This is a genomic window from Rathayibacter sp. CAU 1779, assembly GCF_054551755.1.
Window position 1 is genome coordinate 406,773 of sequence record NZ_JBTOLK010000003.1, and the last position, 23,505, is coordinate 430,277.

Genomic DNA, 23,505 nt, shown 5'->3' on the forward strand with positions numbered 1-23,505 from the left:
GCCCTTCGCACCGATTTGTCCGTGGCCGCCCGGTCGATTTCTGCATCGCTCGGTCACTGTCTGCGGCCAAGCGCGCGATGCTCGCGAGCGGTCAGCCGACGCGTTCGACGACGAGGTCGGAACGGGGCGGAGCTGCATCCGCGATCTCCCAGGCGCCGTCGAGCGATTCGAGAGCTCGTTCGAATCGCACGGAATCGTCCGTCGACAGGGTGAAGAGGGGGTCGCCCTCGGCGACCGACTCGCCCACCTTGGCGTGCAGATCGATTCCGGCGGCGTGCAGCACCGGATCCTGCTGGCGCGCGCGACCCGCACCCAGCCGCCATGCGGCGACACCGAACGCGAGCGCGTCCTGTCGGGACACGACGCCGGCGCGCGGCGCGGTGACCGTGTGGGTCTCGCGGGGGTGCGGGAGCGGGGCGTCCGGATCGCCGTCCTGCGCTCGGATCAACGCACGCCAGCTGTCCATGGCCCGACCGGAGCGCAGGGCATCCTCGACATCGGCGTCGGGCTGTCCGGCCAGGCGCAGCATCTCGCGGGCGAGGGCAACGGTGAGCTCCACGATGTCCGCCGGGCCGCCGCCGGCGAGCACCTCGACCGACTCTCGCACCTCGTTCGCGTTGCCGATGGCACGGCCGAGCGGGGCATTCATGTCGGTGAGCAGTGCGGATGTCGCGACCCCGGCATCCTGCCCGAGCTCCACCATGGTGCGTGCCAACTCGCGCGCCCGCTCGAGGTCGCGCATGAACGCGCCGGAGCCGAACTTCACGTCGAGCACGAGCGCGCCCGTCCCCTCGGCGATCTTCTTGCTCATGATCGACGACGCGATGAGTGGGATGGCCTCGACAGTTCCCGTGATGTCGCGCAGTGCGTACAGCTTCTTGTCCGCTGGCGCGAGACCAGGACCCGCGGCGCAGATGGCGCCGCCGACCTCGCGCAGCTGGGCGAACAGCTCATCGGTGGTGAGGGAAGCGCGCCAGCCCGAGATGCTCTCCAGCTTGTCGAGCGTGCCGCCGGTGTGCCCGAGGCCGCGGCCCGACAGCTGCGGGACGGCGACCCCGAAGGATGCCACGAGCGGCACGAGCGGCAGCGTGATCTTGTCGCCGACTCCCCCGGTCGAATGCTTGTCGACGGTCGGCTTGCCGAGGTCGGCGAAGCTCATCCGCTCACCGCTGGCGATCATCGCGAGCGTGAGATCGCGGATCTCGCGCCGCGACATGCCGTTGAGGAGCACCGCCATCGCCCACGCGGACATCTGCTCGTCGGCGACGTATCCGCGCGTGTAGGCATCGACCAGCCAGTCGATCTCCGGCGCGGAGAGTTCGCCGTGGTCGCGCTTCGTTCGAATGATGTCGACTGCGTCGAACCGCTCAGCCATACGTCCGGCCCCCTTCCTCGTCGGCATAGCCGCCGAGTCGCTGGCGTCGCGACAGAGGACCACCGGGCCTCTGCTCCCAGCTCCAGCGCGCGATGATGTCGACTGCATCGAATGCCTCAGCCACTGAAGGCCTCCAAGTCCCTGGGCCCGAAGGCATCCGGGATCACCTCGTCGATCGTGCGGATGCCCGACACCGTCTCGAGGAGCATTCCCGAGACGGAGTGCTCGTAGAGCAGCTGACGGCAGCGCCCGCACGGCATGATGACGTCACCGTCGCCGTTCACGCAGACGAAGGCGACGAGCTGTCCGCCGCCCGACATGTGCAGTCCCGAGACGAGAGAGCACTCGGCGCAGAGCGTGAGGCCGTAGCTGGCGTTCTCGACGTTGCAGCCGGAGACGATGCGTCCGTCCGTCGCGAGCGCCGCCGCACCCACCGGGTAGTGCGAGTACGGGACGTACGCCTTCCGCATGGCCTCCTCGGCCTCGGTGCGCAATGCACCCCAGTCGACGTCACCGTAAAAAGCCCTCGTATCGTCGCTCATCTTCTCGTCACTTGGTTTCAGTCACTCGTTCGCGTGGATTCATGGTTCATGACGGGGTCGAAATCCGTGGATCACGACGTCCGGATCACGACTTGATGTACGGCTTTCCGGAAGCCGCAGGCCCGCGTACGTATCCCACGAAGCCGGCGACGGCCAGGATGGTGACGAAGTACGGCAGCATGAGCAGGAACTCGCTGGGCACCGGGGATCCGACCGCGGCGAGCGCGTACTGCAGGTTGCTGGCGAATCCGAAGAGCAGGGCGGCGAATGTGGCGCGGATCGGATCCCATCGTCCGAAGATCACGGCGGCGAGCGCGATATACCCCTGGCCACCTGTCATGTCCTGGCTGAAGGATCCGACGGAGCCCAGGGTGAAGTACGCTCCGCCGAGGCCGACGATGGCGCCGGCGAGCGACACGTTCCAGAACCGCGTGCCGCTCACGTTGATGCCCACGGTGTCAGCGGCCTGCGGATGCTCGCCCACCGACCGCAGACGGAGTCCCCATCGCGTGTGGAACAGTCCGATGTAGACGGCCGCGACAGCGATGTACATGAGGTAGACGATGATCGACTGGTCGAACAGCACCGGACCGATCACGGGGATCGCCGACAGCCCGGGGATCGGAAGGTTCGGCAGGCTCGGCGGGTTGTTCAGCAGCGCCGAGTTCTTGGCGAGCACCTCGCTGTACAGGAAGTTCGTCAGGCCGAGCACGAGCACGTTGATCACGACGCCGACGATCACCTGATCGACGTAGTACTTGATGGCGAACGCTGCGAGGATGAACGACACCAGAACGCCTGCGACGAGTGCCGCGAGGAGGCCCAGCCAGATGGATCCGGTCATGCTGCCGACCATCGCCGCGAGGAACGCGCCGGCGAGCAGCTGACCCTCGATCGCGATGTTCACGACGCCGCTGCGCTCGGAGAGCACGCCGCCCATCGCGCCGAAGATGTACGGAACGCTCAGGCTCACCGTGCCCAGCAGAAGGCTCGTGATCGGCAGCGGACGAGAATCCGCTCCCGCCGCCCAGGTGAGGAACGCCACGACGAAGACGAACGCGAAGACACCCGAGTACCACAGCGGCACCTTCGCCAGCCGTGCCAGCAGCCACCAGCTGAGGGCCGCCATGATCGCCAGGACCACGGTGAGCACGATGCACGTGAGCGTGGTGGGCAGCACGAGCTGAGGCAGGCTCGGTGCGACGCGTCCGCCCGCGAAGGTGAAGGTCGTGTCTCCGCCCCTGCGGAAGATCACGAAGAGCACCACCGACAGCACGGCGACGATCGTGAGGATGATGGGCGTCTTGTAGCTGCGGACGACCGTCTTCTCGAGGACGATGGGCGAGGCATCCGGAATGGTGTGATCGGCCGTGGTGGTCACTTCGCCGCCACCTCCTTCTGCGTGATGGATGTCGGTGCCGTTGGCTTCTTCTTCGCCGGCGGTCGTCTGCCCGGCGTCGGGAGCCGGAAGATCGCACGCACCAGCGGCGGCGCCGCGATGAACAGCACGATCAGCGACTGCACGACGAGCACGATGTCGATCGGGATGTCGTTGGCCGCCTGCATGAGGAATCCGCCGGCCTTGAACGCACCGAACAGCACGCCGGCGATGAAGATGCCGAGAGGACGGGACCGGCCGAGGAGTGCCACGGTGATGGCGTCGAAGCCGATGCCCGCATCGATTCCGGATCCGAAGCCGGTCGTCGACGTGCCGAGCACCTGGCTCGTCGCCGCGAGACCGACGAGCGCACCACTGAGCACCATCGCCCAGACGACGGCGCCGTTCACGCTGATGCCCGCGACGCGTGCCGCGCTCGGGTTCTCGCCGACGGCCCGGAACTTGAAGCCGAGGCTCGATCGCTCGAGCAACCACCAGACGAAGATCGTGGCGGCGATCGCGATGACGAATCCCCAGTGCAGCTGGTACTGCGGTCCGAACAGCGGAGGCAGGATCGCATTCGACAGGATCGCCGGCGACTTCGGGTTGTTCGTTCCCGCGGCCTGCAGCGCGCCTGGCGTGCGCAGCAGGAACGAGATGAGGTAGAACGCAATCCAGTTGAGCATGATCGTGACGATCACCTCGTGTGCGCCGGTTCGTGCCTTGAGCACACCGGCGATCCCCGCCCAGATCGCGCCGCCGACGACTCCGGCCGCGAGCGCGACGATGTGGTGGATGACCGGCGGAAGGTGGAACGACCAGCCCACCCAGCCGCAGAATGCCGCTGCCAGCAGCATCTGCCCCTGGGCGCCGATGTTGAACATGCCCGTGCGGAACGCGAGGCCGACGCCGAGGCCGGCCGCGATCAGCGGCGTCGCGAAGGTCAGCGTATCCATGAACGGACGGATGCCCGTCGCGAAGGTCGGCTTGCCGAAGTTGTAGATGGCGCCCTGGAACAACGACGAGTACGCACCGGCCACGACGTTCCAGATCGCCTGGAACGTGTCGGACGGGCGTGCGAAGAAGTAGCCGGCGGCCTTCTGCACACCGGGATCCGTCAGCGCGATCAGGATGGCGCCCACGATGAGCGCCAGCACGACGGCCAGGATCGAGATGACGACGCTGCCGCCCATGATCTGGCGGAGCGCGTCGTTCCAGCGATTCGGCTCCTGGTTTTCCGGTTCGACCTGCTGCTGGGCGGACTCGAGCGCGACATCCGCGGTCTCTGCCGACGTCAACGACTCTTCGGGTTCGGTGGCGCCCGCGGATGTCCGCTCGTCACCCTGCTGGTCGCTCACGCGGCCTCTCCTTTCGGGTCGCCTTGGTCGTTCGAACCGCCCTGCTCAGTCGGTTCTCGTTGGGCTGATGCTTCGCCAGGACCGTCCGGGTCGCCCTGGGCTTCAGCCGCGGGTGTTCTCGACCCGTCGGGGCCGGGATCCGTCGGCGTTGGCGCATCGGGTTGCTCGCCGGCCATCATGATGCCGAGCGTCTCGCGGTCCGTTCCGCCCGGGACGATGCCGACGATGCCGCCGCGGTACATCACCGCGATGCGATCGGCGAGCGCGTCCACCTCGTCCAGCTCGGTAGAGACCACGACAACGGGGATCCCGGAGTCGCGGGCTTCGACGATGCGCTTGTGCACGAACTCGATCGAGCCGACGTCGAGTCCTCGCGTCGGCTGGGCGGCGACGAGCAGCCGGAGGTCGCGGCTCAGCTCCCTGGCCAGCACGACCTTCTGCTGATTCCCTCCGGACAACGTGCCTACCGGTGTGTCGATGCTCTGCGCGCGCACGTCGAACTCGGACACCTTCTCCGCGGCGAAGGTGGAGCGGTAGCCCAGCTGCAAGCCACCGCCCTTGACGAACGGCGCGCCATCGGATCGGTCGAGCATGAGGTTCTCTGCGATGGAGAAGCCGCCGACGAGGCCGTCCTCGTTGCGATCCTCGGGGATGAATCCCACGCCGGCGTCGAGCACCTTGCGTACGCTCAACCCCGCGATCGGCTTGCCGTCGAGACGGATCTCGCCCTCGACATGATCCTGCAGGCCGAGCAGCGCCTCGGTGAGTTCGGTCTGCCCATTGCCCTGTACCCCCGCGATCGCGAGGATCTCGCCCGCGTGCACCTCGAAGCTCACGTCGTTGACGACGAGCTGGCCGATCGGATCGATGACCGTGAGCCCATCGACCGTGAGCGCTGCGTCGCCGGGCGTCGCCGGCTCCTTGTGCACCGTGAGCTCGACGGACCGGCCGACCATCAGGGACGCCAGCTCAACGTTGCTCGCCGTGGGGGACGCCTCCCCCACCACCTTGCCGAGGCGCATCACCGTGATGCGATCCGCCACCTCGCGGACCTCGCGGAGCTTGTGCGTGATGAAGACGATGGCGGTTCCGGAGTCCCGCAGCTGCTTCATGATCGCCATGAGCTCATCCGTCTCCTGCGGAGTGAGCACCGCTGTCGGCTCGTCGAACACGAGCACCTCCGCGTTGCGCGAGAGCGCCTTGATGATCTCCACGCGCTGCTGCACGCCGACCGGCAGGTTCTCGATGAGAGCGTCAGGGTCGACGTCGAAGCCGAAGCGAGCCGAGATGTCCCGAACCCGTTTGCGGGCTTCCTTCAGATTGAGGAATCCCGCGAATCCGGTGCTCTCATGACCCAGCATCACGTTCTCGGCCACGGTGAAGACCGGGATGAGCATGAAGTGCTGGTGCACCATGCCGATGCCGGCCTTCATGGCGTCGCCTGGTCCGGAGAAGCGCTGGACGACGTCGTCCAGCAGGATCTCGCCCTCGTCCGCCTCGAGCAGGCCGTAGAGCACGTTCATCAGCGTGGACTTGCCGGCGCCGTTCTCGCCGAGGATGCAGTGGATCTCCCCCGGCTCGACGGTGAGCGAGATGTGATCGTTGGCGGTGAGGGAGCCGAATCGCTTGGTGATGCCGCGAAGTTCGAGCTTCATAGGGGTCAATCTACCTTTCGCCGTCTGCTGCATCGCGGACGATTCGGGCGGACCTGGAGAGGGTTTCAGCCCCGTCCGAGGGTGGAACGGTGCGGCTTGTTCTGGGCTGCCGCACGCACAGTCGGGAGGCCGCCTCCGCGAGGAGACGACCTCCCGACATGATCAGCGCGAGAAGCGGATCAGGACTTCGGCGACGCCGGCGACGTGACCTTGATCGAGCCGTCGATGATGCCCGACTTGATCGTGTCGAGCTCGGACTTCAGATTCGAGTCGACCTTCGACGAGAAGTCGTGGAACGGGGCGAGCCCGACACCGTCGTTCTTCAGCGTTCCGACGAACGGGGTGTTGGAGAACTTGCCGTTGGCGGCCTGCTCCACCACTGCCGAGGTGGACGGCTTGATGCCCTTCATCACCGAGGTGAGGAGGATCGGGCGCACGTTCTTGTCGGTGTTGTAGACATCCGCGTCCACACCGATCATCGAGATGCTCTTGCCCGAGCTGTTCGCCTCGTCGATGGCTTGAGCCGCCGACTGGTAGATCGGACCGCCGACCGGCATGATCACGTCGGCGTTCTGGTCGATGATGCCCTGAGCGACCTGCTTGGCCGTGTCGTTGGCGTCGAAACCACCGGTGAAGGAGCCCTTCTGGCTGTCGACGTCCCAGCCGACGACCTGGACGTCCTTGCCCTTCTTCTGGTTGTAGTACTTCACGCCGTCGGCGAAGCCGTCCATGAAGATGGTGACCGTCGGGATCTGCATGCCGCCGAAGGTGCCGACGACGCCGGTCTTCGAGAAGCTGGCGGCGGCGTATCCGCCGAGGAACGCGGCCTGCGCGGTGTCGAAGATGATGGGCTTGACGTTCGGAGCGTCGATCGACTGGTCATCGATGATCGCGAAGTTCGTGTCGGAGTTGGCGCTGGCGGCCTTCTTCGTGGCGTCTGCGAGCAGGAAGCCGACGGTGATGATCAGGTTGCAGTTCTGGTCGACCATCGAGTTGATGTTCGGCGCGAAGTCGTTCTCGGTCTTCGACTCTGCGGTCTTGTACTTCGTGCCGAGCTTCTTCGCCGTGTCGACGAGGCCCTCGTAACCGAGCTGGTTGAACGAGTGATCGTCGAATCCGCCCGAGTCGGAGACCATGCACGGGAGGAAGTTCGACGCCGCTTTCGTCGTCGATCCGTTGTTGGTCGGAGCCTGGCCGCAGCCGGCGAGCAGGGCGAGCGCACTCGCTGCGGCGAGTCCCGCGAGCGCTACCTTGCGAACTTTGAATGTCACGTTGTCCTCCGTGGTGAAGAAGATCTGCGCGAACGCGCGAGTCGTCGTGGTGCGACGTTACCCAACGTTACGAATGCCTCGGATTGCGGTATGGACTTCTTAACGTCGCCGTTATCATCTTGTTTCTTTTGAGCATTCTGGGATAGAGGGTTGCTCAAAAGTGCACGGCGATCCGACGTGCACCAACAGATGTGCAGACACGATTCGTGGCGCAGGCGACCGCGATCGCCTGACAAGGACCACGACGGTTCACGGCATCACGATGCGCGTCAAAACGCGTCCGGCAATCGTGCGCCGAAGGTCAGAGCACCTCGGTCGAACCGGTGAGCCTGAGCGCTTCCACGACGGACTTCACGCGCTGGGCGTTCTCACTCGTCGTCACGAGCAGGGCATCCGGAGTGTCGACCACCACGACGTTCTTGATGCCGATCAGGCTGATCACGCGACCGGTCTGGCTGACGACGATGCCGCTGGAGGAATCCGACAGCACGCGCGCGTTCTCGCCGAGAATGGCGAGGTCCGTCGGCCGTCCCGCACTGTTGAGCTTGGCGAGCGAGGCGAAGTCGCCGATGTCGTCCCAACTGAAGTGACCGGGGATGACGGCGAGTCTGCCTGCTTCCGCAGCCGGCTCCGCCACGGAGTAGTCGATGGCCACCTTCTTAAGGCTCGGCCACACCCTGTCCACGACGGGTCCCCTGATCGCCGGGTCATCCCATGCTTCTGCGAGCTCCAGGAGGCCTGCGAGCAGCTCGGGCTCCGACTTGCCGATCTCCTCGAGCAACACCGACGCCTTCGCGATGAACATGCTCGCGTTCCACAGGTAGTCCCCGCCTGCGAGGTATTTCTTGGCGGTCTTGAGGTTGGGCTTCTCGACGAACGAGAGCACCTGGCGCGCCGACTTCGCGCCGTCGACGGCGAGCGGGTCGCCGACGTGGATGTACCCGAAACCGATCGCGGGCTCGGTCGGCGTGATGCCGATCGTCGTGATGTAACCCGCCCGTGCAGCAGCCACCGCCTCGGCCACGGCCGAGCGGAAGAGCGGCTCGTTGCCGATCACGTGATCGGCCGCGAATGATCCGATGATCACGCCCGGCTGACGGCGCTCCAGGATGGCGGCGGCGAGGCCGATCGCAGCAGTCGAGTCCCGCGGTTCGCTCTCGAGCACGACGTTGTGGTCCGCGAGAGCAGGGATCTGCTCCTCCACGGCTGCGCGGTGGGCGCGTCCCGTCACGACCATGACGCGGTCCGGACCGGACAGCGGAGCAAGGCGATCCCAGGTCGCGCGCAGCAGCGTGGAGCCCGATCCGGTGAGGTCGTGCAGGAACTTCGGCGCGTCGGCGCGGGACAGCGGCCAGAGCCGTGATCCGACACCGCCGGCAGGGATGACGCAGTAGAAGTCGTCGAGTGGCAAAGCGCTCATGCCCTCAGGATAGGTGGAGTACGGCGCCGCATCCGCCGATCCTTCCGACGGATGACCAGCCCGGTTCAGACGGGATTCACTCGGCAGCAACGGCGGATTCCTACCGTGTCGAGCATGCGGGTCGCCATCGTGAGCGAGAGTTTCCTGCCGACGGTCAACGGCGTGACCACGAGCGTCTGCCGCGTGCTCGACGAGCTGAGGGCGCGCGGACACGAGGCGACGGTGATCTGCCCCGGCCCCGACGCGCCCCCCGAGTACGCCGGCTTCCGCGTGCACGCCGTGCCGTCCATCGCGTACCGCCAGTTCCCTCTCGGCATGCCGAGTGCTCAGGTGCAGCACGTGCTGGCGGACTTCGCGCCTGACGTGCTGCACGCCGCATCACCCTTCCTGCTCGGCGCGCAGGCGATCGCCGCCGCCGGCCGTCTCGGGGTGGCGACCGTCGCGATTTACCAGACGGATGTCGCGGGTTACGCCAAGCGCAACCGGCTCGGCCTCACGACGAATCTGGCCTGGCGCTATGTGCGGTGGGTGCACAACGGCGCGGACCTCACGCTCGCGCCGTCGACGGCATCCGCCCACGATCTCGCCGAAGCGGGGATCGTTCGCGTTCGCCGCTGGGGTCGTGGCGTCGATCTTGTGAGGTACCACCCGAACAACCGGTCCAGACAGGACACCGTCGCGCTGCGGGAGCGGCTCTCCCCCGACGGCGAGGTCGTCATCGGGTACGTCGGCCGGATCGCCCCCGAGAAACAGGTGGAGCGGTTGTCCGCGCTGCGCGGGATGGACGGCATCCGCATCGCGATCGTGGGTGACGGCCCCAGCGAGGTGTCTGCACGACGTGCGCTGCGGCGGATGCCCGTCTCGTGGCTGGGTCGGCGAGGCGGTGCCGAGCTGGGCGCGGCCTATGCGGCGATGGACGTGTTCGTGCACACGGGCACAGAGGAGACCTTCGGGCAGACGGTGCAGGAGGCGCACGCAACGGGCATCCCCGTGATCGCACCGAATGCCGGCGGACCGGTGGATCTCGTGCGGCACGGCATCGACGGGTTCCTCGTCGACACGGATCGGCAGCTTCGCGACGCGGTGCAGACCCTCGTCGACGACGGGTCGCTGCGCTGGCGCATGGGCGAATCCGGGCGACGAGCCGTGCTCAAGTCGTCGTGGGCGGATCTGTGCGACCGGCTCCTCGAGCACTACGAGACCGCGATCGCGCATCGCGCGGCCGCCGGGATGCGGCTGCAACGGGCACTCGACCTCTGAGCAGCGCCGCCGGACGGCGCTTCTGCACAGGCGCTCGGGCTTAAGGTGTGTCGGGACGATTCCGTCCCATGGACTCTCCCGCTCTCGAACGGAGGCGAACCCATGGCCGAACGCAGACGACGCGTCATTCCGATCCCTTTCATGCAACGATCACGCGGGGTCGCCACAGCTCCAGGAACGGCTCCCGTTCCGGTGCCCGGCGGCCCGGCACGCAGCACCATCGTGGATTCCGCCATCTACGCCGACGGCCGACGGATCTCGTCCCCGACCACTCTCGCGGAGACGTATCGCGCTCTGCACGAAACACCAGACGGCGTCGCCTGGATCGGCCTGTACCGACCGAGCGAAGCGGAGCTGCACTCCCTGGCACGGGAGTTCAACCTGCACGAGCTGGCCATCGAAGACGCGATCGCGGCGCACCAGCGCCCCAAGCTCGAGCGCTACGACGACGTGCTGTTCGTCGTGCTGCGCGCCGCCAACTACCTGGACGTGCCGGAAGAGGTGTCGTTCGGCGAGGTGCACGTGTTCGTCGGTCCGAACTTCGTGATCACGGTGCGGCACAGCGAGTCGCCGGACCTCTCACAGGTGCGCACCCGCATGGAGCGCGATCGCGAGCTGCTCGCGCTGGGGACCCAGAGCATCCTGTACGCCATCATCGACGCGATCGTCGACGGATACGCCCCGGTCGTCGCCGGTCTCGCCAACGACATCGATGAGATCGAGACGCAGGTGTTCGACGGTGATGCGAACGTGTCGCGACGCATCTACGACCTCTCCACCGAGGTGATCGATTTCCAGCGGGCGACGCATCCGCTCACCGAGGTGATGGACTCGCTCGAGCAGGGCAGCGAGAAATACGGGGTGACGCAGGAACTGCAGCGCAATCTGCGCGACGTGGCCGACCACCTCACCGTGGTGAACGAGCGCGTCGACGACTTCAAGCGGATGCTGCGCGACATCCTCACCGTGAACGCCACCCTGGTCAGCGAACGGCAGAACATCAGGATGACGAGCCTCGCCGAGACGACGTACCGCCAGGGCGAGGACGTGAAGAAGATCTCGTCCTGGGCGGCCATCCTCTTCACCCCGACCCTCATCGCGGGGATCTACGGCATGAACTTCCGCTTCATGCCGGAACTCGGCTGGGTGTGGGGATATCCGATGGCGATCGGCCTCATGATCGTGCTCGGAGGCGCCCTCTACCTCGTGTTCAAGAAGCGGCACTGGTTGTAGGGCCGGCGGGCCGGTTGCCGCCCGACCCTGCATGACAACGCCCGCGTGAGCGGTCGCCACCGAAAGCTCCGCCGACGAACGTCACAGCGAATCGAGCACCACACGTTCAGATGTCGCCGAGCAGGCCGGCGACCTGCTCGGCGAATCGTGTGTAGTCGTCGACCGTGTCGCCTGGCGTGATCGCGCGCAGCACGACCTCGTCGACCGCCTCACGGTACTCGGCGAGACGATCCGTGAAGGCAGCAGGATCCAGGACGGTCTCCTCGGCGCGGATGCCCAGGCGTGCGAAGTTCGCGGAGTACGTGGGGTAGCCGGCGTACCGGCGGGCTTCCTCGGCGAGCCGGGCGGCGGCATCCCGGTCGATCGCGGCACGGACGTACAGCGCGACGTGCGCGTCGGGCGTCACCTCGTGCGCCTCGTCCGCCTGCTCTCTGGCGAGCCGAGGGGTGAGCCAGCTCAGAAGGATACCGTCGGCCGACTCCGCACCGAGCCGCCGCATCCGCGGGCCGAGAGCGCCCACCAGCACCTCCGCCTGAGACGCCGACTGCAGTTCCACCACCGCGTCGCCCACCAGGGCGAGCCCGCCCTGCTTCCTCTGCCCAGCGCCGATGCCGATCCGAAGCCTGGACTCGGGGAGCTCCGAGCTCCGGATCCCGGCGAGAATCTGCTCAGGGCTCCTCCGGTCCACGGGGATCACGCCCGTGGACAACGTCAGCCGTTGCGTGGCATCCGATGCTGCCGCAAGCACCGCCAGCGAGTCACCGCCCGGAGTGTCATTGACCCACAGTGAGGCGAATCCGCCTGCTTCGACCGTCGGGGCCAGTCGGCCGATCGCTTCGGGGCCGAGCGTTCCCGCCATGCCGATCGAGACATCCGCAAGCACCATGTCACGATCCTGCCGCACCTGCCGACAGCCCGCAGCCCCTTTGGCACCACGAGTGTCTCTCGTTCCGCCCACGGCGCCGTTCCGCTGTCCCTTCGCGCCGCATCCGCCACTTCCACCCGACACCAACGGACAGCCGAACGGGATGCCCACCCCAGCACCCTCCCCAGCACCGTCCCCTTCCGCTGTCCCTTCGCGCCGCATCCGCCGCTTCTACCCGACACCAACGGACAGCGGATGCCGGAATGACCCGCACGGAACGAGTGGTGAAGTATCTCGACGTCGAGACAGTTAGGCTGGCCTTAGCAGCGGGCGCCGGAAGCGGGACGTAAACTGGGTCCGCGCCGAATCCGCATGCATCGAACGCTACGTCGGCGCGCCCGCGAGTACACACCAGGGAGGGTTGTCCGTGCCAGCAGAAGCGGCAGACACTCTCGAGCCGACCAAGAATCGGCCCGGGGGAACGCTGTATCGGGGTCGGGAAGGCATGTGGTCGTGGGTGCTGCACCGCATCACCGGCGTGGCCATCTTCTTCTTCCTGCTCGTCCACATCTTGGACTCCGTCGTGCTGGGCATCAGCCCTGAGGCGTACAACGCGGTGATCGGCACCTACAAGAACCCGATCATGGGCCTCGGTGAGACCGCGCTCGTCGCGGCGATCGCGTTCCACGCGCTCAACGGCATCCGGATCATCCTGATCGACTTCTGGAGCAAGGGCGCCAAGTACCAGAAGGTCATGTTCTGGACGGTGATCGTGGTGTGGGTCGTGCTCATGCTCGGCTTCGCGCCGATCCACCTCATGAACGTCTTCAGCGAAGGGGCCGCGTCGTGACCACCATCGAGGCACCCCGCACGCCAACCCGTCCCGCGCGCTCGAAGGGCACGAACTGGGAGAAGTGGGGCTGGATCTATATGCGCGCCTCCGGCGTGCTGCTCGTCGTGCTGATCTTCGGCCACCTGATCGTCAACCTGGTGCTCGGCGAGGGCATCAAGGCCGTCGACTTCGGCTTCGTCGCCGGCAAGTGGGCGGATCCGTTCTGGCGCGTGTGGGACGGCCTGATGCTGTGGCTGGCGCTCATCCACGGCGGGAACGGCATGCGCACGATCGTCAACGACTATGCGCACAACCGCACGGTCAACGTCACCCTGAAGGTGCTCATCCTCGCGGCCGTCGTCGTGCTGATCCTGCTCGGCACCTACACGGTCACGTTCTTCGACCCGTGCCCGAGCGGTGCGCCCGCCGATCTGCTTCCGCAGTTCTGCTCCACCATCACCAAGTAACCCGCCCCGCGACAGCGCTAGAGAACAGAACCGAAAGCTACGGACATCCACGTGACTGAACAGATCGCAGACGGAGCCGTGATCGACGGCGTGCACTACCACCAGTTCGACATCGTCATCGTCGGAGCAGGCGGCGGCGGCATGCGTGCCGCCATCGAGGCGGGCCCCCACGCCAAGACGGCCGTCATCTCCAAGCTCTACCCCACCCGCTCCCACACCGGTGCTGCACAGGGCGGCATGGCAGCAGCCCTGTCGAATGTGGAGGAAGACAACTGGGAGTGGCACACCTACGACACCGTCAAGGGCGGTGACTACCTGGTCGACCAGGATGCTGCGGAGATCCTCGCCAAGGAGGCGATCGACGCGGTCATCGACCTGGAGAACATGGGTCTGCCGTTCAACCGCACCCCTGACGGCAAGATCGACCAGCGTCGCTTCGGCGGCCACACCCGCGACCACGGCAAAGCTGCCGTGCGCCGCGCCTGCTACGCGGCGGACCGCACGGGCCACATGATCCTGCAGACGCTGTTCCAGAACTGCGTCAAGCTCGGCATCAACTTCTTCAACGAGTACTACGTGCTCGACCTGCTGATGACGGATGTCGACGGCCAGCGTCGCCCCGCCGGCGTCGTCGCGTACGAACTCGCCACCGGCGAACTGCACGTGTTCCAGTCGAAGGCCGTGATCTTCGCGACCGGCGGATTCGGCAAGATCTACAAGACGACGTCCAACGCACACACGCTCACCGGCGACGGCGTCGGCATCGTGTGGCGCAAGCGCCTCCCGCTGGAGGACATGGAGTTCTTCCAGTTCCACCCGACAGGGCTGGCCGGGCTCGGCATCCTGCTCACCGAGGGTGCCCGCGGTGAGGGCGCCATCCTGCGCAACGGATCCGGTGAGCGCTTCATGGAGCGGTACGCGCCAACCATCAAGGACCTCGCGCCTCGCGACATCGTCGCCCGCAGCATGGTGCAGGAGGTGCTCGACGGCCGCGGAGCCGGTCCGAACAAGGACTACGTGCTGCTGGACTGCACGCACCTCGGCGCCGAGGTGCTCGAGACCAAGCTGCCGGACATCACGGAGTTCGCCCGCACGTACCTGGGCGTCGACCCCGTCGTCGAGCCGGTGCCCGTCATGCCGACCGCGCACTACGCGATGGGCGGCATCCCGACGAACAACAACGCCGAGGTGCTCAGCGACAACACCACCGTCGTCCCGGGCCTCTACGCGGCCGGGGAGTGTGCGTGCGTGTCCGTGCACGGCTCGAACCGCCTCGGCACCAACTCGCTGCTGGACATCAACGTGTTCGGCAAGCGGAGCGGACGCAACGCCGTCGAGTACGTCAAGACCGCGGACTTCGTGCCGCTGCCCGACAACCCGGCTGCCGGCGTGCGCGACATGCTGGAGGGCCTCCGCAACTCGAGCGGCACCGAGCGGATCGCGGCGATCCGCAAGGAGCTGCAGGACCAGATGGACATGAACGCTCAGGTGTTCCGCACCGACGAGACGCTCGCCGCCGTGACCGAGACCATCCACGGGCTGCGCGAGCGGTACAAGAACGTGCAGGTGCAGGACAAGGGCAAGCGGTTCAACACCGACCTGCTCGAGGCCGTCGAACTCGGATTCCTGCTCGACCTCGCCGAGGTCGTGGTGTTCTCCGCCCGCAACCGCAAGGAGAGCCGCGGCGGTCACATGCGCGACGACTTCCCGAAGCGCGACGACGAGAACTACATGAAGCACACCATGGCCTACCTCACCGGCGACCCGCACTCGTCGAACCCGGCAGACCACATCAAGCTCGACTGGAAACCCGTCGTGGTCACCCGCTACCAGCCGATGGAGAGGAAGTACTGATGTCCACCGCCGTCGCTGACGCACCGGCATCCGACGCCCCCGCAGAGATCAAGTCGTTCATCGTCACGCTGATCATCCGGCGTTTCGACCCGGATGTGGACACCGAGCCGCACTGGCAGGACTACGACGTCGAGATGTATCCGACGGACCGCATCCTCGACGCCCTGCACAAGATCAAGTGGGAGCAGGACGGATCCCTGACGTTCCGCCGCTCGTGCGCCCACGGCGTGTGCGGTTCCGATGCCATGCGCATCAACGGACGCAACCGCCTCGCGTGCAAGACCCTGATCAAGGATCTCGACGTGCAGAAGCCCATCTACGTGGAGGCCATCAAGGGCCTGCCGCTGGAGAAGGACCTCATCGTCGACATGGAGCCCTTCTTCGCCTCGTACCGTGAGGTGCAGCCGTTCCTGCAGGCGAACTCGACGCCGCCGGAGGGCAAGGAGCGCATCCAGTCCGTGACGGACCGCGCCCGCTTCGACGACACGACCAAGTGCATCCTGTGCGCAGCGTGCACGTCCAGCTGCCCGGTGTTCTGGACGGACGGTCAGTACTTCGGCCCCGCCGCCATCGTCAACGCGCACCGCTTCATCTTCGATTCGCGCGACGACGCCTCCCAGGTGCGCCTCGACATCCTCAACGACAAGGAAGGCGTGTGGCGCTGCCGCACGACCTTCAACTGCACGGATGCCTGCCCCCGCGGCATCCAGGTCACCCAGGCGATCGCCGAGGTGAAGCAGGCGATAATGCGCGGAAAACGCTAAGAGAAAGGGGCCCGGCGGGCCGCTTTCGCGTTTTCCGCTGAGCGAGCTGCGCCGCGCGGTGGAGCTGAAAGCGAAGGTCCGGTGGACCTTCGCCGCGACCCCAGCGCCGAGCGAGCTGTGCTCGCGAGGGGACCTGGTGCAACGAAAGCCCACTGCCCGCTTCCGTTTTTTCTGCCGAAGCGAGCTGCGTTCGCAGCCGCACCTACGACGATGCGCCGGCCGGAACGACGAGTTCCGGCCGGCGCATCATCCGTTCGGGCGTCAGTACCAGAAGCTGAGCAGTGGCGTCTCCTGGCTGCGGAACATCGCGTCGAGGCGTGCGGCAGCCGCATCCGTGTGCTCCGTGAGCCGTGCGGCGTGCACGAAGGTGGATGCCCGCCACGCGCCGAGGTAGAGGGCGGAAAGCGACGCGACGTCCATGCTCACGTCGGGTTCGGCATCCGTCTCCTCGACCGCGGCTGATCCGTCGTCCCGCACGTCAAGGAGATACGTGCCGGCGGCGAAACCCAGGCGGTCGTCGATGCGAAGGACCAGACGCCCTTGCCGTCCGTAGCGACGCGCCTCGAGGGCCGTCTTCACGTCGAGGATGCGCAGCCAGTGGTGATCGCTCGTCACCACGTGGGCGGCGCGCTGATCGCGGATCATCCAGAGCACCGGCTCTTCCGCCGACGCCACTTCGTACCGCACGGTCGTCACGAGATCGAGCTCGATCAGGTACTTCCACAGTGCGGCGTAGGCGTCGTCCGTCGCCGCTCGGAGGTAGTCGACCTCGACCGTGTGCTTCGTGAAGTCGTTCTTGTCGGCGATCATCCGGTAGGCGACGACGCCCTGCGGTTCGCCGGCCGCGTCGTCGTAGCGCACCACGCGGATCGATGCCGACCTCTTGTCACGGTCGCCGAAGTGGCCGACGAGCCTGCCCCAGTGGTAGTCGTCGATCTCGAAGTCGCCAGGCGTCTGCGCGCCGGCGCGATCCACCAGGCCGCGGCAGCTCTCGAAGGCGACCTGCGGCGACACGAATACGAGCCGTCCGCCCTCATCGGATGCCGCTCCGGCCCATCCCGCGCGCTTCGTCTCGACGGCGAGGTCGGCGCTCTGGGTCGCCGGTCCGAATCCGAAGCGACCGTAAATGGTCGCCTCGGACACGGTGAGCGACGCCATCGGGATGCCCGCGGCGGCCGCCGTGCGCAGTTCCCCCTCCAGAAGTGCCCGCGCGACCCCGCGTCGACGGTGCGTCGGCGCCACGGTGACCGAGCTGATCGCCCAGGACGGCTGGCTGCCGCCCGGTGTGCTCAGGTCGCCGACCCAGCTCGCGACCGTGGCGACGGGGATGTGCGGATCCGGGATGCCGTCGTCCCAGACACCCGTGATCCTGCGGTGTGCGACGTGCTGCGAGTGCTCGGCGATCGCCTCGGGATCCGGGCGCCGGTCGTGGAAGCCGCGGGAGTCCGCCTCGTCCCATGCGGCGAGCGCGTCGCGATCGGATCCGTCGACCAGGCCGTAACGGAGTGCGGACGCGGCCAGCGTATCCGTCGAGGTTCGGTCAAGGGGCAGCTGCCGAGTGTCCATCGAATCAGACTACGGCCGAGTGCCGGGCGGCAACGAGAGCGACTGCGGGGCGGTGCAGACGAGACGACGACCCCGCTCGACGCAGCGCGGATCGAATCCACGGCGTTCGCATCCGGTGCGGCGTGCCGGCCGGCCCGCGCTCAGTCGAGGGCCGCAGCGACGGCCGCGCGGGCATCCGCTGCGCTGCGCTGCACGAGTGCCGTGGCCGCCAGCTCCCTGGCCTGCTCGAGCGTGACGCGTGCAAGAGTGGCGCGCACATCCGCGAGCGCTCCCGGCGACATGGAAAGGTCGTCGGCGCCGAGACCCACGAGCACGACGGCCATGAGCGGGTCGGATGCGGACTCGCCGCAGACTCCCACCGGCGTGCGGGACACTCGTGCGGCATCGCCGATCAGCTTGATGAGCCGAAGCACGGACGGATGCCACGGGTCCTGATAGTGCGCAACGGACCCCAGCTGCCGATCGGCCGCGAGCGTGTACTGGGTGAGGTCGTTCGTGCCGATGCTGACGAAGTCGCAGAGCGGAGCGATCTGATCCGCCAGCACCGCGGCGGACGGCACCTCGACCGTGATGCCGACCGTGCGCAAGCCGAGGGATCGCGCCAGCGACACGAAGTACTCGGTCTCGTCGACGTCGGCGACCATCGGCGCCATCACCCAGAGATCCGCTCCGGTGTCTTCCTGCGCACCGGCGAGCGCAGTGAGCTGATCGCGCAGCACGCCCTCGTGCTCGCGGAGGGCACGGATGCCGCGACGCCCCAGCGCCGGATTCTCCTCGTGCGTGTGGCCGAGGAAGGCGAGCTGCTTGTCTGCACCGGCATCCAGCACGCGAACGACGACCTTGCGGCCGGGGAACGCGGACATCAGGTCGCGATAGCGGGAGCGCTGCAGGTCGACGGGCGGTGCGCTGCGGGCATCCAGGTAAAGGAACTCGGTGCGGAAGAGACCGACGCCCTCGGCCCCGAGCGCGACGGCAGGCGCGGCCTCTTCCGGGGAGCCGACGTTCGCGAGGAGCGGCACGCGCGTGCCGTCGGCGAGCGCTCCCGGTGTCAAGGGCTGCGGGGCTGCGACGCGGCCGCCGCGTTCCGCCGCTGCGGCGACGGCGTCCGCTGCCGGATCGATCACGACGAGCCCCTGCGCAGCGTCGACGATCACCGTCTGACCGTTGACGATCGCGTCGCTCCCCGCCGCACCGACGACCGCGACGAGACTCTTGTTGCGCGCGAGGATGGCGGTGTGCGACGAGGTGCTGCCGTCGCGCGTGACGACCGCAAGCACCTTCGTGAGGTCGAGGGTCGCGGTATCCGCAGGGGCCAGATCGTTGGCCACGAGCACGAACGGGGCGTCGGACTTCGGCACCGTCGGCAGTGCGACTCCGCGGAGGCGTGCGATGATCCGGCGCGCGACATCGCGCACATCCACGCCGCGTGCCGCGGGGTTCTCCCCCAGTCCTTCCAGCACCGTCGCATATTCTTCGTACGCCTCGAACACGGCGCGTTCGGCCGTCTTGCCGTCACCGATGCGCCGAGCGATGTCGTCGACGACGGCGGGATCCTGAGCCATCAGCGACTGGGCCTCGAGGATCCCCTCGGCGTCGCCGCCCGCCTTGTGCCCGAGTTCGACGAGCTCGCGCGTGACGGTGCTCACCGCCGTCTCGACGCGGCGATACTCATCGGATGCCTCCGCCTGCGACTCCGCGTCGGGCGGCTCGCCGATCGGGTCCGGCATGCGCAGCGCCGGGCCGACGGCGACGCCCCGACCCACGCCGATGCCCGTGATCTGGATCGACACGCCCCCAGCCTATGCCGCCCGACACATGCGCTCGAATCGCGACCACGCCGCACACTCTCGCGGGTTCGCTGATGAGGGGCGAAATCGGTGCGGACGAGTGACCGCGGTCAGAGGGCGACGACTCAATCGCCTCTGCAGCATCCTCCCCGTTTAGGGGCTCAATCGGTGCGGGAAAGGCGAGCGTGCTCGCCTTTCCCACCCTCAATCGCCCCTAGGCTGATGCCGTGGCGCGGGGGAACGCGAAGTCGACGGATGCCTCGTCCCGGCGAGCAGACGCGGGCACCGGGGCACGAGCATCCATCTCTGCCCATGACGCCGAGGTCGATCGCCTGAAGGCACATGCGGAACACGACCGCGAAGAGTTCACGGAACGGCTCGAGGAACTGGCCGACCCGCTCCGGGACCGGCTGCGCAAACCCGTCAGCACCGTGAACGGCTGGTGGAAGTGGGTCTCGGACCTCAAGCCCTACCGGGTGTGGAACCAGTTCTCGCACAACGACGGCAACCTCCGCACCGCCGGCATGTCGTACCAGTCGCTGTTCGCGGTGTTCGCCGCGATCTGGGTCGGCTTCTCGATCGCGGGCATCTGGCTCACCGGGAACCCCAACCTCATGCACGCGCTCGTCGGGATCATCAACGAGGCGATCCCCGGCCTGATCAGTGAAGGAGACGAGAAAGGCGTCATCAGTCAGGACGCTCTCGCCGGGCTCGGCGGCGCGTTCGGCTGGACGAGCATCATCGCCACCGTCGGTCTGCTCTGGACGGCGATCGCCTGGCTGTACTACACGCGCCAGGCCGTGCGCGCGATGTTCGACCTCGAGCGGGACGAACGCAACTACGTGTTGCAGAAGATCACGGATCTGGTGCTCGCGCTCGCGTTCGGCGTGGTGCTGATCGTCTCGGCGGCGGTGACGGTGATCACCACCGACGCCATGGAGGCGCTGCTGGACTACATCGGGATCCAGAGCGATTCGTTCTGGTCCACCTTCTTCGGCCGCCTGATCGGTTTCGCAGTGGCCATCGGCCTGAACTACCTCGTGCTGACCGTCATGTTCCGCGTGTTGTCGCGCGTCGTGATCCCGTGGCGGTATCTCGTCGTGGGACCGCTGCTCGGTGCGGCGGCGCTGAGCGGACTCAGCGTGCTGAGCGGACTCCTGATCGGCGGAGCGTCGCGGAATCCGCTGCTCGCGACGTTCGCCGTCTTCGTCGGGATGCTCCTGCTTTTCAACTGGATCTGCCGCGTCATCCTTCTTGCTGCGGCCTGGATCGCCGTCAGCATGTTCGACCACGGGATCGATCCCCGCAAACGCACGCCGGAGCAACTGGCGTACGAGAAGGCGGTGGCGGAGTACGCCGCACGGCTGCTCGTGGCGCAGACCGCCGTGGAGAACGCCGAGGAGCATGCGGCGAGCGTCCGCGGACTGTCGAAGTGGTTCGCGAACCGCCGGGTGCGTGACGCGCATGCCGAACTGGAACGGATCGAGAGCGAGCCGCGCCCCCGACCGCCGCAGAAACACAGCTGGTGGCTGGAATCGTCGACGGCCGTGCAGCCGCCGCGGAGCCCGGAGGACGCGGAGAAGAAGGGTCGCGGGAAACGCGCCGATCGCCGATCCGTCACGGATGGGACCGGTTCGGGCTCTGCGAGGGCCGGAGCCGCGAACGGCGGTGGTCCGTCCAGCGCCCCACGCCCTGCCAACGGCGGCACGCAGGCGAGTCGTGTCGGAGGCGCCGACTAAACTCGAACCCATGCCCCCACGCCGCACGCTCCGCATCGCCACGGTCAACGTCAACGGCATCCGAGCCGCGTTCCGCCGCGGCATGGGCGCGTGGCTCGACGGTCGCGGGATCGACATCCTCGCGCTGCAGGAGGTCCGCGCCTCGACGGATGACCTCACCGGGCTCCTCGGCGACGAATGGGACATCCTGCACGATGCGGCAACGGCCAAGGGACGCGCCGGAGTCGCGCTGGCGAGCCGCGGCAAGGCATCCATCCACCGGGTCGCGCTCGGCGATGAAGACTTCGACACGGCCGGACGCTGGCTCGAAGCCGACTACGAGGTGGACGGCTCGATCGTCACCGTGGTCAGTGCCTACGTGCCCTCCGGTGAGGCCGGCACGGAGAAGCAGACATACAAGTACCGCTTCCTCGACGCGATGGATGCCCGCATGAAGGCGCTGCCCCAGCACAGCGAGCTCGCTGCGGTCATGGGTGACCTCAACGTCGGGCACCGCACCCTCGACATCAAGAACTGGAAGGGCAACGTCAAGCGCGCAGGCTTCCTGCCGGAAGAACGCGCCTACTTCGACCACTTCATGGGCGCCGAGACCGACGAGCGCTACAACGACGGCGCCGGCTACGGCTGGATCGACCTGGGACGCAAGAGCGCCGGCGAGGTCGACGGTCCGTACACGTGGTGGACCTGGCGTGGCCAGGCGTTCGACAACGACACCGGATGGCGCATCGACTACCAGCTCGCTACCCAGCCGCTCGCGGCGAAGATGGTCGACTATCAGGTCGACAAGGCGGCCTCCTACGAGGAGCGATGGTCCGACCACACACCTGTCGTCGTCGACTACGCGATCTGACCCTTCGCGCATCTCGCTCCCGCCAGATCGCACCCGGCCCGTCAGGATCGGGAAGACTCACCGGTGTGAGGGAGCAACCGTGTGAGGGAGCTCCGGTGCACGACAGCGGTTCCTCATCTGGGTCGCAGCGCAGAAGTGGCCCCACAGACCTACATCAGCAGTAGAAAGAACAGCACATGAGCAAGCCCCGCCTCTTCTCCGGCATCCAGCCGTCGAGCGATTCGTTGCACCTCGGCAACTACGTCGGCGCGCTGCTGCAGTGGCGCGAGTTGCAGAAGGACCACGACGCGTTCTTTTGCGTGGTCGACCTGCACGCCATCACGGTGCCGCAGGATCCGAAGGAGCTCGCCGAGAAGACCCGCCGCACCGCCGCGCAGTACATTGCCGCAGGCATCGATCCCACGGCCTCCACGCTGTACGTGCAGTCGCACGTGCCGGCGCACGCCGAACTGGCGTGGGTGCTGAACACCATCACCGGGTTCGGCGAGGCCGGCCGGATGACGCAGTTCAAGGACAAGTCGGCCCGCTACGGCACCGACGCGACCAGTGTCGGGCTCTTCACATATCCGGTGCTGATGGCTGCGGACATCCTGCTGTACGGGGCCGAGGTGGTCCCGGTGGGCGACGACCAGCGCCAGCACGTCGAGCTCACGCGCGACCTGGCCGAGCGGTTCAACTCGCGATTCGGCGAGACGTTCGTGGTGCCCAAAGCGCTGATCCAGAAGGACACCGCGCGCATCTACGACCTGCAGAACCCGACGTCGAAGATGTCGAAGTCCGCCGACTCCGTCGCGGGGCTCATCCTGCTGCTCGACGAGCCCGGCGTCACGCGCAAGAAGATCATGCGGGCCGTGACCGACACGGATGCCGTGATCCGCTTCGACCGTGAAGCCAAGCCGGGCGTGTCCAACCTGCTGGCCATCTACTCCGCGCTCTCCGGGCAGAGCCTCGAGGTCGTCGCGAACGAGTACGAGGGCCGCGGATACGGCGACCTCAAGAAGGGCCTCGCAGAGGTCGTGATCGGCGAGTTCGAGCCCGTGCGAGCGCGGACCCTCGAGCTCCTCGCCGATCCGGCGGAGCTCGACCGCCTGCTCGCCGCGAACGCGGCCCGCGCGGCAGAGGTCGCGGAGGCGACCCTGGCCAGGGCGTACGAGGCCGTGGGTTTCCTGCGGCGCGTGCGGTTGTAGACATGCGGCTGGGCAGTTGCAGAGCGTGACGCGCACCGGATCCGAGGCGAGCTACCGGCGGGCCGCGCACAGGCGACAGCTTCCCCTCCGAAGACCTGATCG

At 67.2% G+C, this 23,505-nt stretch carries 19 protein-coding genes; 9 read left to right on the forward strand and 10 right to left on the reverse strand.

What is annotated here, in order from left to right; genetic code table 11:
- Nucleotides 1-91 precede the first annotated feature (91 nt).
- The 7 genes from ACX9R5_RS16015 to ACX9R5_RS16045 all read right to left on the reverse strand — a co-directional run bounded on the left by ACX9R5_RS16015 (nucleotide 92) and on the right by ACX9R5_RS16045 (nucleotide 8,999).
- Nucleotides 92-1,375 carry a thymidine phosphorylase gene (locus ACX9R5_RS16015; RefSeq protein WP_459410039.1) on the reverse strand — a complete coding sequence of 428 codons (1,284 nt, stop codon included), beginning with the start codon at nucleotides 1,373-1,375 and terminating at the stop codon, nucleotides 92-94.
- 116 nt (nucleotides 1,376-1,491) lie between these two features.
- Nucleotides 1,492-1,917 (reverse strand): cytidine deaminase, encoded by a 426-nt coding sequence (locus ACX9R5_RS16020; RefSeq protein WP_459410040.1) that lies wholly within the window; start codon nucleotides 1,915-1,917, stop codon nucleotides 1,492-1,494.
- A gap of 85 nt (nucleotides 1,918-2,002) precedes the next feature.
- Nucleotides 2,003-3,298, reverse strand: a complete 1,296-nt coding sequence (locus tag ACX9R5_RS16025) for an ABC transporter permease (RefSeq protein WP_459410041.1) — start codon at nucleotides 3,296-3,298, stop codon at nucleotides 2,003-2,005.
- The gene (locus ACX9R5_RS16030) at nucleotides 3,295-4,653 is read right to left on the reverse strand and encodes an ABC transporter permease (protein ID WP_459410042.1); all 1,359 of its coding nucleotides are present in this window, start codon (nucleotides 4,651-4,653) and stop codon (nucleotides 3,295-3,297) included. Before ACX9R5_RS16030 ends, ACX9R5_RS16025 begins: the two co-directional genes overlap by 4 nt.
- Entirely contained in the window at nucleotides 4,650-6,308 is a 1,659-nt protein-coding gene (locus ACX9R5_RS16035) for an ABC transporter ATP-binding protein (protein WP_459410043.1), read from the reverse strand. Before ACX9R5_RS16035 ends, ACX9R5_RS16030 begins: the two co-directional genes overlap by 4 nt.
- A 179-nt stretch (nucleotides 6,309-6,487) precedes the next feature.
- On the reverse strand, nucleotides 6,488-7,579 hold the full coding sequence (locus ACX9R5_RS16040; protein ID WP_459410044.1) for a BMP family lipoprotein: 1,092 nt from the start codon (nucleotides 7,577-7,579) through the stop codon (nucleotides 6,488-6,490).
- A gap of 301 nt (nucleotides 7,580-7,880) precedes the next feature.
- Nucleotides 7,881-8,999 (reverse strand): mannose-1-phosphate guanylyltransferase, encoded by a 1,119-nt coding sequence (locus ACX9R5_RS16045; RefSeq protein WP_459410045.1) that lies wholly within the window; start codon nucleotides 8,997-8,999, stop codon nucleotides 7,881-7,883.
- A gap of 114 nt (nucleotides 9,000-9,113) precedes the next feature.
- Here ACX9R5_RS16045 and ACX9R5_RS16050 point away from each other — a divergent pair, with 114 nt between their 5' ends.
- Nucleotides 9,114-10,259 carry a glycosyltransferase family 4 protein gene (locus ACX9R5_RS16050; protein ID WP_459410046.1) on the forward strand — a complete coding sequence of 382 codons (1,146 nt, stop codon included), beginning with the start codon at nucleotides 9,114-9,116 and terminating at the stop codon, nucleotides 10,257-10,259.
- Between the two features lie 141 nt (nucleotides 10,260-10,400).
- Nucleotides 10,401-11,492, forward strand: a complete 1,092-nt coding sequence (locus ACX9R5_RS16055; protein ID WP_459410047.1) for a magnesium and cobalt transport protein CorA — start codon at nucleotides 10,401-10,403, stop codon at nucleotides 11,490-11,492.
- A 106-nt stretch (nucleotides 11,493-11,598) separates the two neighbouring features.
- On the opposite strand, the gene ACX9R5_RS16060 is transcribed toward ACX9R5_RS16055, so the two are convergent.
- The gene (locus tag ACX9R5_RS16060) at nucleotides 11,599-12,378 is read right to left on the reverse strand and encodes an LLM class flavin-dependent oxidoreductase (protein WP_459410048.1); all 780 of its coding nucleotides are present in this window, start codon (nucleotides 12,376-12,378) and stop codon (nucleotides 11,599-11,601) included.
- Between the two features lie 400 nt (nucleotides 12,379-12,778).
- Between ACX9R5_RS16060 and sdhC the strand changes: the two genes are divergently transcribed.
- From sdhC to ACX9R5_RS16080, 4 genes are read left to right on the forward strand one after another with little or no spacing between them, the layout of a single operon-like run.
- Nucleotides 12,779-13,207, forward strand: a complete 429-nt coding sequence (sdhC, locus tag ACX9R5_RS16065; RefSeq protein WP_459410049.1) for a succinate dehydrogenase, cytochrome b556 subunit — start codon at nucleotides 12,779-12,781, stop codon at nucleotides 13,205-13,207.
- Entirely contained in the window at nucleotides 13,204-13,656 is a 453-nt protein-coding gene (locus ACX9R5_RS16070) for a succinate dehydrogenase hydrophobic membrane anchor subunit (RefSeq protein ID WP_459410050.1), read from the forward strand. Before sdhC ends, ACX9R5_RS16070 begins: the two co-directional genes overlap by 4 nt.
- A gap of 51 nt (nucleotides 13,657-13,707) precedes the next feature.
- A complete protein-coding gene (gene sdhA, locus ACX9R5_RS16075) occupies nucleotides 13,708-15,510 on the forward strand; it encodes a succinate dehydrogenase flavoprotein subunit (RefSeq protein WP_459410051.1) in 1,803 nt (600 codons plus the stop codon).
- Nucleotides 15,510-16,274 (forward strand): succinate dehydrogenase iron-sulfur subunit, encoded by a 765-nt coding sequence (locus tag ACX9R5_RS16080; RefSeq protein ID WP_459410052.1) that lies wholly within the window; start codon nucleotides 15,510-15,512, stop codon nucleotides 16,272-16,274. Before sdhA ends, ACX9R5_RS16080 begins: the two co-directional genes overlap by 1 nt.
- Nucleotides 16,275-16,535: 261 nt before the next feature.
- On the opposite strand, the gene ACX9R5_RS16085 is transcribed toward ACX9R5_RS16080, so the two are convergent.
- Together ACX9R5_RS16085 and ptsP are read right to left on the reverse strand one after the other, a co-directional pair.
- The gene (locus ACX9R5_RS16085) at nucleotides 16,536-17,840 is read right to left on the reverse strand and encodes a GNAT family N-acetyltransferase (protein ID WP_459410053.1); all 1,305 of its coding nucleotides are present in this window, start codon (nucleotides 17,838-17,840) and stop codon (nucleotides 16,536-16,538) included.
- Nucleotides 17,841-17,980: 140 nt separating this feature from the next.
- Nucleotides 17,981-19,624, reverse strand: coding sequence for a phosphoenolpyruvate--protein phosphotransferase (gene ptsP, locus ACX9R5_RS16090; protein WP_459410109.1), 1,644 nt, complete (start codon nucleotides 19,622-19,624; stop codon nucleotides 17,981-17,983).
- Nucleotides 19,625-19,854: 230 nt separating this feature from the next.
- On the opposite strand from ptsP, the gene ACX9R5_RS16095 reads away from it, so the two are divergent.
- The 3 genes from ACX9R5_RS16095 to trpS all read left to right on the forward strand — a co-directional run bounded on the left by ACX9R5_RS16095 (nucleotide 19,855) and on the right by trpS (nucleotide 23,403).
- Nucleotides 19,855-21,366: a YihY/virulence factor BrkB family protein gene (locus tag ACX9R5_RS16095; protein ID WP_459410054.1), complete on the forward strand. Its 1,512-nt coding sequence runs from the start codon at nucleotides 19,855-19,857 to the stop codon at nucleotides 21,364-21,366.
- A gap of 10 nt (nucleotides 21,367-21,376) precedes the next feature.
- On the forward strand, nucleotides 21,377-22,216 hold the full coding sequence (locus ACX9R5_RS16100; protein WP_459410055.1) for an exodeoxyribonuclease III: 840 nt from the start codon (nucleotides 21,377-21,379) through the stop codon (nucleotides 22,214-22,216).
- 176 nt (nucleotides 22,217-22,392) lie between these two features.
- Complete coding sequence (trpS, locus tag ACX9R5_RS16105; protein WP_459410056.1) at nucleotides 22,393-23,403, forward strand: tryptophan--tRNA ligase; 1,011 nt, start codon at nucleotides 22,393-22,395, stop codon at nucleotides 23,401-23,403.
- The last annotated feature ends 102 nt before the right edge of the window (nucleotides 23,404-23,505 follow it).

Excerpts from the sequence above, each read along its gene's own strand:
- ACX9R5_RS16015 (WP_459410039.1), bottom strand. The coding sequence starts at position 1,375 with ATGGCTGAGCGGTTCGACGCAGTCGACATCATTCGAACGAAGCGCGAC.
- ACX9R5_RS16020 (WP_459410040.1), bottom strand. The coding sequence starts at position 1,917 with ATGAGCGACGATACGAGGGCTTTTTACGGTGACGTCGACTGGGGTGCA.
- ACX9R5_RS16035 (WP_459410043.1), bottom strand. The coding sequence starts at position 6,308 with ATGAAGCTCGAACTTCGCGGCATCACCAAGCGATTCGGCTCCCTCACC.
- ACX9R5_RS16045 (WP_459410045.1), bottom strand. The coding sequence starts at position 8,999 with ATGAGCGCTTTGCCACTCGACGACTTCTACTGCGTCATCCCTGCCGGC.
- ACX9R5_RS16050 (WP_459410046.1), top strand. The coding sequence starts at position 9,114 with ATGCGGGTCGCCATCGTGAGCGAGAGTTTCCTGCCGACGGTCAACGGC.
- ACX9R5_RS16055 (WP_459410047.1), top strand. The coding sequence starts at position 10,401 with ATGCAACGATCACGCGGGGTCGCCACAGCTCCAGGAACGGCTCCCGTT.
- ACX9R5_RS16060 (WP_459410048.1), bottom strand. The coding sequence starts at position 12,378 with ATGGTGCTTGCGGATGTCTCGATCGGCATGGCGGGAACGCTCGGCCCC.
- ACX9R5_RS16080 (WP_459410052.1), top strand. The coding sequence starts at position 15,510 with ATGTCCACCGCCGTCGCTGACGCACCGGCATCCGACGCCCCCGCAGAG.
- ACX9R5_RS16085 (WP_459410053.1), bottom strand. The coding sequence starts at position 17,840 with ATGGACACTCGGCAGCTGCCCCTTGACCGAACCTCGACGGATACGCTG.
- ACX9R5_RS16100 (WP_459410055.1), top strand. The coding sequence starts at position 21,377 with ATGCCCCCACGCCGCACGCTCCGCATCGCCACGGTCAACGTCAACGGC.
- trpS (WP_459410056.1), top strand. The coding sequence starts at position 22,393 with ATGAGCAAGCCCCGCCTCTTCTCCGGCATCCAGCCGTCGAGCGATTCG.